The following is a 9,948-nucleotide window of genomic DNA, read 5'->3' as shown; positions in this document are numbered from 1 at the left end:
GCCATTTTGCGTCATTACGGGGTTGAAATTGGTACATTAGATTTTTTTTTTAATTTTTATTTAATAAAATTTTATGATTAAAATTATGATATCTCTAACATATTTTTAATATAATGCCAGATTTTTTTTATGAAATATCCGCAGGTGGTTTGGTAGCCGGATTAGATGAAGCGGGTCGTGGTCCATGGGCGGGCCCCGTGGTGGCAGCTGCGGTTATTTTCCCAAATTATAAATTGCCCGATCTATTATACCATTCATTGGATGATTCAAAAAAACTATCCCACCAACAAAGAGAGAAACTTTATCATCCCATTTGTGATTACGCTGATATAGGTATAGGGATAGCCAAAGTTCATGAAATTGATCAAATAAATATTTTACAAGCATCTTTATTAGCAATGAAACGTGCTTTAAATAATTTATCTTTAGATCCAGATTTTATTTTGGTTGATGGTATTCATTTACCCTTTGTTCCAGTTCAAGGGAAAACCTTAATTAAAGGCGATAGTTTAAGCTTTTCTATTGCAGCAGCATCCATTGTGGCCAAGGTGGTTCGCGATCGTCTTATGACCCAATTATCAAAAGAATTTCCTTATTATAATTGGGCACAAAATAAAGGATATGGAACGGCAGAACATCATCAAGCTATTAAACAATATGGGGTATGCGACCATCACCGTCATTCATTTAGACCAATTTCTGAGATTATTAATCTAACTATTTGATTTAAAATAAATATTGACCTTCGATTCGTGATTGTGCATTCTAGATTCCTGAAAAGGGGAAAATCATGGGGTCAATTGTTTCACAATCTTCTACCCGGGCTTCTACACGGGTTTCTGCACAGACTTTTACACAAGAATCTTTAAAATCCTTGGATCAAGTTATTCATGGCAATTCCCTAAAAACTATGCAGGAATTACCATCAGATTCAATAGATGTGATTTTTGCGGATCCTCCTTATAATCTTCAATTGCAAGCTGTTGGTACCTTAAGACGACCTAATGATAGTTTGGTTCAAGGTGTTGATGAAGAATGGGATGCATTTGATAATTTTGGTGCTTATGATCAATTTAGTAAACTTTGGCTTAATGAAGCCAGACGCCTTTTGAAAAAAGATGGTACTTTATGGGTTATAGGTAGTTATCATAATATTTTTCGGGTTGGCGCCCTTGTCCAAGATTTGGGTTATTGGATTTTAAATGATATTATTTGGCGAAAAAGTAACCCTATGCCAAATTTCCGGGGACGTCGTTTTACCAATGCCCATGAAACTTTATTGTGGTGCGCGCGTGATAAAAAATCCCAATATTATTTTAATTATGACGCTATGAAGGCCATGAATGATGATACACAAATGCGAAGTGATTGGCTTTTACCTTTATGCACGGGTGGAGAGCGATTAAAAAATAAAGAAGGAGCAAAAGCCCATCCCACCCAAAAACCAGAATCCCTTTTGCATAGAGTTATTTTGGCCTCAACCAAACCAGGGGATATTATTCTTGATCCATTTTTTGGAACTGGGACAACAGGAGCTGTTGCCAAAAAATTAAATCGCCATTTCATTGGTATTGAACAGGACGCGGATTATGTTGATCTTGCACGCGAACGTTTGGCGGCTATTGAACCTATTCATGATCATAATGTTTATGCCATTCCAACCAAACGCGAAGAACCAAGAATTCCTTTTGGATCGCTTATTGAACAAGGTCTCTTACAACCAGGTGATTTGTTATTTGGCCCAGGTAAAAGATATACCGCCAAAATTAGGGCTGATGGTACCTTAGTCACATCAGAATTTCGTGGATCAATTCATCAAGTGGGGGCCCAAGTTCAAGGATCCCCAACTTGTAATGGGTGGCAGTTTTGGAATTTTGAAGTAGCGGGGCAATTAATGCCAATTGATATTTTAAGACAAAAGGTACGATCCCAAATTCAAGCTTCTTAAGAATTGGTCAATTTATGAGTAATGATTTTTTTCATTACAGTTGGTAAAGCATGATTATGTAAATTTTTGGTATGCGTCCACATATAATTGGGGTTAAGTTTTTTATTGGGCATAATTGGGTTTTTTCCAATTTTTAAAGAAAGTTCCAATTTAAAATGTGTAAAAATATGGGTGATTGATCCCTCTAAATCATTCCATTCTGCATGACATGGGCTATACTTTAATATTTCTTTTGCTGTCCAAGGTTCACCTCGCCACGGTGTGGTTGGTAGTCCCATCATATTTCCAAGTAATCCTTCACTTGGACGTCTTTCAAGTAAAAGATGTTGATTGTTTTTCTCTATCCAAAAAGCTGTTCCATACCGTGTTGGTTTTTCTATTTTTTTTTGTTTGATGGGTAAAATAGAAACTTTGTCCAACTTTAAAGCTTGGCACGAATGCTGCCAAGGACAAAGAACGCATTTGGGATTTTTAGGTGTACAGATTAAAGATCCTAAATCCATTAAAGCTTGAGCATAATCCCCTGCCTTTTGTATAGGGGTTAAGGTGCCTGCCAGTTTTTTTAATATGGACTTAGCTTGAGGTAAGGGGGTCTCAATGGCAAAAAATCTTACCATGATGCGTTCAATATTTCCATCAACAACAGTTGCGGGTTGATCAAAAGCAATTGCTGCAATCGCAGCACTGCTATAAGGTCCAAGCCCAGGCAAGGAAATTAATTCTTGTTCAGTTTTGGGAAATTGGCCATTAAATTTTTTTACAATTAATTCTGCGCATTGATGAAGAAGTCTGGCTCTTCTGTAATAGCCAAGACCTTGCCATTCCCATAAAATATCATCAAGATGGGCTTCTGATAAACTTTTAAGTGTTGGCCAACGCTTAATAAAACGTGTAAAATATGGTTTGACGGTTGCAACAGTTGTTTGTTGAAGCATCATTTCACTAAGCCATACATAATAACTATTAGGGGTTTGACCAAAAGATGCCCGCCAAGGTAGAATACGTTGATTGATATGATACCAATCAAGTAACTTTTTAACTAAAACCCGTGGATTAGATGTAAAAAGTTGATGTGTTTTTAATTTTTTGTTTTTAGGCATTTTTGTGAATTATCAAAAAAATATAAAAGCCGATCATAAAGCTTATTCGGAAAAGCGTAAACAAAAAGCTTTTTCATTGGCCAAGGTTGTTAGTGATTTAGGTAAGCCGTTATTCCGTAAATTTGGTTTTATCGACCCAAATTTGGTTATGCATTGGCGTGATATTGTTGGAGATTTTTTAGCGACGCGTTGTTTTCCTTTAAAAATTATGTATAAAAAAGGAACCAAAACAGAGGGAATTTTGCATATTCAAACATCGCCTTCAGCTGCCTTAGAGCTTCAACATTTAACTCCACAAATTTTACAGAAACTTAATACTTATTTAGGTTATCAAGCTATTATTGGGCTTAAATTCTACCAAACACCTGTTAATAATTTTTCATCTGGGCAAAAGTATTTTTTTAAAAAACCACATCAATTAGTTGACCTTGACCCCGAAAGTTGTCAATCTTTGATGGATAATTTAGAACCCATTAAACATGATAATCTTAAAAAAGCTGTTTATAATTTGGGATATAGTTTAAGGTTAAAAAATAAAGCATTAAAAGAATAAAAAAATAAAAATTGCTTTCAAAACAATGCAATCTATGATTTATGTGTTAGCTGATTTAATTGATGGAGAATTATATGTCTAAAAAAGCTTTTGTTTTTTTCTTTTTGGTTGTGGTGTTAGCCATCATATTGTCTTGGCAACCTTTAATTTCACCATGGTTAAAAAAATGGCAAAATAATGTTGAACCTACAGAATCAAGCCAAGATGTTTTACCCTCAACGGAACCTCAATCTCAAGCACCTGAATCGTTAATTCCACCAGAACAACAAGCTGAAGCTATTAAAAATTCCCCAGAAGGGCTTTATGAAGATGATTACAGTATGGGAAATGTTAATGCTCCTTTGGTTATGATTGAATATGCCTCGTTAACCTGTCCTCATTGTGCTCATTTTTCAAAAGAAGTTATGCCCAAGATTAAAGAAACTTATATTGATACAGGAAAACTACGGTATGTTTATCGTGATTTTCCTTTGGATGGTGTTGCGTTGAAAGCATCTTTACTCGCACGCTGTGTTGCAAAAGATAATTATTTTAACATGATTGATGCTTTGTTTTCCGCCCAAGAACAATGGACCAAGGCCGAAGATCCTGTTAAAGGATTAAAACAATTTGGGCGTACAGCAGGCTTAAGTGAACAAGATATAGATACATGTTTAGCTGATGGTCAAGCAACAAATTTGATCGCCACACGTTATAAAGAAGCCAGTGAAAAATATGGGGTGCATGGGACACCAAGTTTAGTTATTAATGGCAAACTTTATAGTCAGATTTCAACATTTGAACAAATTGATGAAGTTCTAAAATCTTTAATGCCTAAATCTCAATAATATTTTGATAAAGATAGATAATAATTTTGATGGTTGGTAAAAAGTTGTTGTTCAAATAATTATGGTTGGCTTTACAAGATTACGCTTAATTGGGTTTAAATCATTTGTTGAAACAACTGATTTTTTGATTGAACCTGGGCTTACAGGCATCGTTGGACCAAATGGGTGCGGTAAATCAAATTTAGTCGAAGCATTAAGGTGGGTTATGGGTGAAACCTCGGCCAAAAGATTACGTGGCGGGGAAATGGATGATGTTATCTTTAACGGTAACACCAAAAGACCAGCCCGCAATCTTGCCGAAGTATTACTTGAAATTGATAATCAAGATAAAACAGCGCCTTCTATTTATAATCATTATCATACGATTGAAGTAACGAGACAAATTGAACGTGGCATGGGGTCATTATATCGGATTAATGGTCAAGAAGTGCGGGCTCGTGATGTGCAAACCTTACTTGCTGATTTAGCAACAGGTGCACATTCTACCGCTTTGGTAAGTCAGGGTAAAATTGGTGCATTGATTAATGCAAAACCTATTGAAAGGCGTGTCTTGCTTGAAGAAGCAGCGGGTATAACTGGTCTTTACACAAGACGCCATGAAGCTGAATTACGGTTAAAGGCCACAGAAACTAATCTTGAAAGAACGCAAGATATTTTAACAACTTTGGATACGCAATATCAGGCTTTAAAAAGACAATCAAGGCAAGCTATTCGATATCGTAATCTTAATGAACGTATTAAAACCTTTGAAGCAAGATTTTATTTTGTTCAAAAAGCAAATTCTTTAAAACAAAAAGATGATTATGAAAATAAAATGGTAGCTTTAACCCAAGAGATCGCGGATACAACACATAAAGTGACGCAATCTTTACAACAAATCGATCATTATCGTGATCAATTACCTGCATTGCGGGATGAGGAAGCTGTAAAAATAAAAGAATGGCAATCTTTAATTTATGATCAACAAAAAATTGAACATGAAGAAGAAACAGTACGTCAATCACTTCATGAAATAAAATTGCGTTTAACCCAAATTGATGAAGGACTTCATCGCGAAAAAAATCTTTTAAATGAAGCTTCTGAAATGCAAAATAAAATAGAACAAGAGATTCTTTCTATTCAAGCAGAAGAGGAAAAAAATAAAGAAAATCTTAATATTGTTCAAATTAAACAAGAAGATTTAATTCATCTTTTGACAAATTATGATCAAGAACTTTTAAGCCATACACAAAAAATTACAGAAACTGAAACGAAATTCCAAACTTTGACCCATGCTATTACAGAGAATGAAACAAATTTAACTCGGTATCATGAGCGTTATGAAGATTTACATAAATCGCTTGTAGAATTAGAAAAAAAATTAGAAGAAAATATTGATGTCAAAAATGCAGAAAATAATTGGTTGTTAGCATTAAATGAATTGAAAGAAATTCAAAGTCATCTAAATAATTTAGAACAGAAAAAAAATGATACAAGACAAAAGGAAATTGTTTTACGTGAAGAGGTGCAAGAAAAACAAGCGTTATTATCTAAGGTAACTGCAGAATATACAACGTTGGTCGATTTATTTCAAACAAGTCATAATGACCTATGGCCACCTTTGATTGATCAAATTGTTGTGGAAACAGGTTTTGAACAAGCTTTAGGTATTGTATTGGGTGATGATCTTGCCGCATCAACAGATAAAGGTGCCCCTATTTATTGGGAATCTTTACCAGATTCCGAAGATATGAAGCAAAATGTGCCATTACCAGAATTAATTAAACCTTTATCTAATTATATTAAATCCCCTTTAAAGATTTTGGAAAAAAGACTTCGTCAAATTGGTGTTGTTGATCATCTTGATCAGGGGCATCATTTGCAAAAATATCTACATCAAGGGCAAAGGCTTGTGATGCATGATGGAACAGCAATGTGGCGATGGGATGGTTTTACAGTTATGTCTATTGCAGAAACAGCCACGGCAATTAGATTGCATCAACGTGCAAGATTACGTGATTTAATTCCACTAAAAGATCAGGCTCATCAAGATTTTATAACAAGTAATCAAAATTTACAAAATGTCGTAGCCAATTATCAATCTATTCTTGATGAAGAACAACAAATAAAACAAAAAATGCAAACTGTTCAATTGAATGTTGTAGATTATCAAAAAAAACATGATGAACAAAAACAACATATTGCAACATTAACCGCGCAATCTTTATCAACCAAACAGTTGTTGGAACGTACCCAACAGGATTATCATGATATTAAAGTATCATTGGACAATTTAAAAAAAGATCTTGATGCTTTACCAAATTTAGATGGGTTAAAAAATCAAGCAGATTTAATTAAAACTAAAGTTCAAGATTTACGCCAAAATTTAAACGAAATTCAAGCAGAATATAATAAATTAACTCATTATATCCAAGAAAAACAACGCCGTTTTAATCATTTGCAGGAAGAAAAAGAACTTTGGACTATTCGGTTAAGCGAAGCTAAACGCCAAGTTTCTTCCCTAGAAGAAAAGCAACATGCCCTTTACGAAAATTTAAATCTTTTGCAATCCAAACCTGAAAAACTTGTCGAGCAAAAACAAAATTTACTCAATCTTATTGTTCAGGCCGAACAAAGAAAAAATGCAGTTACAGATCAAGTTGTAGAAATTGAAACTGCTTTAATTAATGAAGAAAAAAATAATCGGCATGTTGAAAATAGTCTTTCTGCTTTAAGGGAAACCTATATACGTTGTGAAGAAGCAATTAATCAAAGCAATCAAGCTTTGGTCCATATACAAAAAAATGTTCAAGAAAAACTTCATATTGATTTAGATCAATTATTTGAAATTTGTGCCTGGGATGATCCAGATTCTCTTCCCGATGAAGAAAATTTAAAAACCCAGTTGCAAAGATTTTATCGCGACCGTGATGCTATTGGCCCTGTTAATTTACGGGCTGAAGCTGAAATGGAAGAATTGCAAACAAAAATTAATGAACTAAATACCCAGAAAGAAGAACTTCTCTCTTCAATTGTAAAATTGCGTCAAGTCATTACCAATTTAAACCGCGAAGGACGTGAAAAATTTGTAGCATCCTTTGACCAGGTTAATAAACATTTTTCAGAATTATTTACGAATTTATTTGGTGGGGGAAAAGCTTATCTTACTTTAACGGAAGCAAGCGACCCCCTAGAGGCAGGATTAGAAATTATGGCAAGTCCACCTGGGAAAAAATTGCAAAATTTATCTCTCCTTTCAGGTGGAGAACAAGCTTTAACAGCTTTGGCTCTTTTATTTGCGGTGTTTTTAACTAATCCTGCACCTATTTGTGTCTTAGATGAAGTAGATGCACCGCTTGATGATGCAAATGTTGACCGTTTTTGTTCTTTAGTCCATAAAATTGAAGAACTTACAAAGACAAGATTTTTAATTATCACACATCATCGTTTAACGATGGCACGGATGGATAGACTTTTTGGGGTCACAATGATTGAACATGGTGTTTCACAACTTGTGTCGGTGAATTTACATCAAGCTGTTGCGTTAAGAGAAAGTGCTTAGTTTTATAAGATATAATTTTCGGTTTGATCTTGACAGGGTGGTATCCTTATCCTTATGGTGCCAGCTGAATATGATAACTTGATAGATTAATATGCGTGACCAAGAAAAATTAGAGCTTAATCTTTTAAAAAAGAAACTTAATCAAGCTCGTCGGCAGCAAAAAGATTTATCTGATCCGAATCAACAACCTGAATCTTTACCTGGGTTGGGTTCTTCTATGGCTCTTGCTCTTCGTTTTGCTATAGAATTGGTGGCTGGACTTATTGTTGGGGGTGCTTTAGGGTGGTTTTTAGATGATTGGTTGGGGACAAAACCTTGGTTAATGATTTTATTTTTTATCTTGGGTTTTTTTGCGGGTATGATAAATATAGTAAAAGTTTTAGGTGGACAGTCTGACGGTCAGGACAGAAAATAATTTTTTAGAAAGCTTATAGTTGAAACATGGCACAAGGTAGCGGACATAGCCCAATGGCACAATTTGAAATCCACAAAATAGTGGATATGAAAATTGGTAATTTTGATGTTTCTTTTACAAATTCATCTCTTTGGATGGTGATAGCTGTTGTTACTATTCTTATTTTTCTTTTAATTGGGACACGTAAACGCCAATTAATACCAGGGCGTTGGCAATCTATGGTTGAATTAAGTTATGAATTTATAGCATCTATGATTCGTGAAAATATTGGTACCGAAGGGTTACGTTATTTTCCATTTATTTTTACACTTTTTATGTTCATTCTTTTTTGTAATTTACTTGGGATGATCCCTTTTTCTTTTACGGTCACCAGTCATATTATTGTAACGTTTTCTTTGGCTATGGCTATTTTTATGGGGGTAACACTTATTGGTATTATTCGTCATGGATTTAGTTTTCTTGGCTTTTTTGTTCCCAAAGGTGTGCCTTTTGTTTTATTAATTTTGCTTGTACCTATTGAGATACTTTCTTATTTTACCAGACCTATTAGTTTATCGTTGCGTCTTTTTGCTAATATGATGGCTGGCCATATGATGCTTAAGGTTTTTGGTGGCTTTGTTGTAATGCTGGGAATTTTTTGGGGATGGGCACCTTTATTATTTATTGTAGGGTTAACCACTTTGGAAGTTGGTATTGCAATTTTGCAGGCATATGTATTTACTATTTTAACCTGCATTTATCTCAATGATGCTATACATTTACATCATTGACGGATAATAATCTTAATATGATCAAACTTAAACAGAAGGGATAAAATTATGGATATTGGATCAGCTAAACTTATTGCTGCAGGTATTTCTGCTATTGCTGCTGGGGGTGCTGCTATTGGTTTAGGATTAATTTTTGGTAATTATTTTGCGGGCGCTTTTCGGAATCCTGCGGTTGAAGCAAAACTTTTCACCAAATTAATTCTTGGTGTTGCGTTAACAGAAGCTTTGGGTCTTTTTGCTATTGTTATTTCTTTCTACTTAGTTTTTGCGTCGTAATTTTTGGCTTAGTTTTTGGGTATTTATAAATGCCACAGCTTAATCCAGAACATTTTAGTTCACAAATTATTTGGCTAATCATTGCCTTTATGGGACTGTACTGGTTAATTTCAAAACTGGTTATGCCTCGGGTTGGGACTATTCTTGAAACGCGCGCAACAAAAATTGCAGATGATTTAAGAAAAGCAGAAAATCTAAGAAATGAAGCAGAAAATGTCCTTCAAGCTTATGAACAAGCCATGAAAGAAGCGCGTTTTAACGCTCAACAAAAAATACGTAAAGCTCAAGACGAAATTGCCGACCATATTAAACAAAAAGAGGTTGAATTTAAAAAAGTTTTTGAACAAAAAACTTTGGAAGCAGAAAAACGTATTGCAGCTGCCAGACAAAAGCTAGAACAAACTTTGCCTGAAGTCACACAAGAAATTGCCGGACATTTGATTAAAAAATTATCGGATATTCAACCAGGAAAAGAAGATATTAACAAAATAGTTAATAAGGTTATGCAAAGGTAAAAT

General features: G+C 34.5%; 10 protein-coding genes. 9 read left to right on the top strand and 1 reads right to left on the bottom strand.

Features of this window, described 5'->3' with window-relative positions; translation table 11 throughout:
- The first annotated feature begins 113 nt into the window (after window positions 1-113).
- Both K1X44_00495 and K1X44_00490 read left to right on the top strand, forming a co-directional pair.
- Window positions 114-725, top strand: a complete 612-nt coding sequence (locus K1X44_00495) for a ribonuclease HII (protein MBX7145766.1) — start codon at window positions 114-116, stop codon at window positions 723-725.
- Window positions 726-790: 65 nt separating this feature from the next.
- Entirely contained in the window at window positions 791-1,948 is a 1,158-nt protein-coding gene (locus tag K1X44_00490; GenBank protein MBX7145765.1) for a site-specific DNA-methyltransferase, read from the top strand.
- Here K1X44_00490 and K1X44_00485 read toward each other — a convergent pair.
- On the bottom strand, window positions 1,945-3,048 hold the full coding sequence (locus K1X44_00485; protein ID MBX7145764.1) for an A/G-specific adenine glycosylase: 1,104 nt from the start codon (window positions 3,046-3,048) through the stop codon (window positions 1,945-1,947). The genes K1X44_00490 and K1X44_00485 overlap by 4 nt on opposite strands.
- Before the next feature lie 4 nt (window positions 3,049-3,052).
- Here K1X44_00485 and K1X44_00480 point away from each other — a divergent pair, with 4 nt between their 5' ends.
- The 7 genes from K1X44_00480 to K1X44_00450 all read left to right on the top strand — a co-directional run bounded on the left by K1X44_00480 (window position 3,053) and on the right by K1X44_00450 (window position 9,945).
- A complete protein-coding gene (locus K1X44_00480; GenBank protein MBX7145763.1) occupies window positions 3,053-3,601 on the top strand; it encodes a DciA family protein in 549 nt (182 codons plus the stop codon).
- 74 nt (window positions 3,602-3,675) lie between these two features.
- Window positions 3,676-4,428: a DsbA family protein gene (locus K1X44_00475; protein ID MBX7145762.1), complete on the top strand. Its 753-nt coding sequence runs from the start codon at window positions 3,676-3,678 to the stop codon at window positions 4,426-4,428.
- A 61-nt stretch (window positions 4,429-4,489) separates the two neighbouring features.
- On the top strand, window positions 4,490-7,969 hold the full coding sequence (smc, locus tag K1X44_00470; protein MBX7145761.1) for a chromosome segregation protein SMC: 3,480 nt from the start codon (window positions 4,490-4,492) through the stop codon (window positions 7,967-7,969).
- Window positions 7,970-8,060: 91 nt separating this feature from the next.
- Window positions 8,061-8,384 carry an AtpZ/AtpI family protein gene (locus K1X44_00465; GenBank protein ID MBX7145760.1) on the top strand — a complete coding sequence of 108 codons (324 nt, stop codon included), beginning with the start codon at window positions 8,061-8,063 and terminating at the stop codon, window positions 8,382-8,384.
- A gap of 26 nt (window positions 8,385-8,410) precedes the next feature.
- Window positions 8,411-9,154 (top strand): F0F1 ATP synthase subunit A, encoded by a 744-nt coding sequence (locus K1X44_00460; GenBank protein MBX7145759.1) that lies wholly within the window; start codon window positions 8,411-8,413, stop codon window positions 9,152-9,154.
- A gap of 48 nt (window positions 9,155-9,202) precedes the next feature.
- Window positions 9,203-9,430 (top strand): ATP synthase F0 subunit C, encoded by a 228-nt coding sequence (gene atpE, locus K1X44_00455; GenBank protein ID MBX7145758.1) that lies wholly within the window; start codon window positions 9,203-9,205, stop codon window positions 9,428-9,430.
- Between the two features lie 29 nt (window positions 9,431-9,459).
- Window positions 9,460-9,945, top strand: coding sequence for a hypothetical protein (locus tag K1X44_00450; protein ID MBX7145757.1), 486 nt, complete (start codon window positions 9,460-9,462; stop codon window positions 9,943-9,945).
- Window positions 9,946-9,948: the final 3 nt, after the last annotated feature.

Source organism: Alphaproteobacteria bacterium (assembly GCA_019695395.1).
In the GTDB taxonomy this organism is placed as follows: domain Bacteria; phylum Pseudomonadota; class Alphaproteobacteria; order JAEUKQ01; family JAIBAD01; genus JAIBAD01.
The sequence above is the reverse complement of the archived record's forward strand: the minus strand, read 5'-3'. Positions and strand labels throughout refer to the sequence as shown.

Bases quoted from the DNA above. Each gene is read 5' to 3' on its own strand.
- K1X44_00450 (MBX7145757.1), top strand. From the start codon at position 9,460: ATGCCACAGCTTAATCCAGAACATTTTAGTTCACAAATTATTTGGCTA.
- K1X44_00460 (MBX7145759.1), top strand. From the start codon at position 8,411: ATGGCACAAGGTAGCGGACATAGCCCAATGGCACAATTTGAAATCCAC.
- K1X44_00485 (MBX7145764.1), bottom strand. From the start codon at position 3,048: ATGCCTAAAAACAAAAAATTAAAAACACATCAACTTTTTACATCTAAT.
- K1X44_00490 (MBX7145765.1), top strand. From the start codon at position 791: ATGGGGTCAATTGTTTCACAATCTTCTACCCGGGCTTCTACACGGGTT.
- K1X44_00495 (MBX7145766.1), top strand. From the start codon at position 114: ATGCCAGATTTTTTTTATGAAATATCCGCAGGTGGTTTGGTAGCCGGA.
- K1X44_00465 (MBX7145760.1), top strand. From the start codon at position 8,061: ATGCGTGACCAAGAAAAATTAGAGCTTAATCTTTTAAAAAAGAAACTT.
- K1X44_00475 (MBX7145762.1), top strand. From the start codon at position 3,676: ATGTCTAAAAAAGCTTTTGTTTTTTTCTTTTTGGTTGTGGTGTTAGCC.
- smc (MBX7145761.1), top strand. From the start codon at position 4,490: ATGGTTGGCTTTACAAGATTACGCTTAATTGGGTTTAAATCATTTGTT.
- atpE (MBX7145758.1), top strand. From the start codon at position 9,203: ATGGATATTGGATCAGCTAAACTTATTGCTGCAGGTATTTCTGCTATT.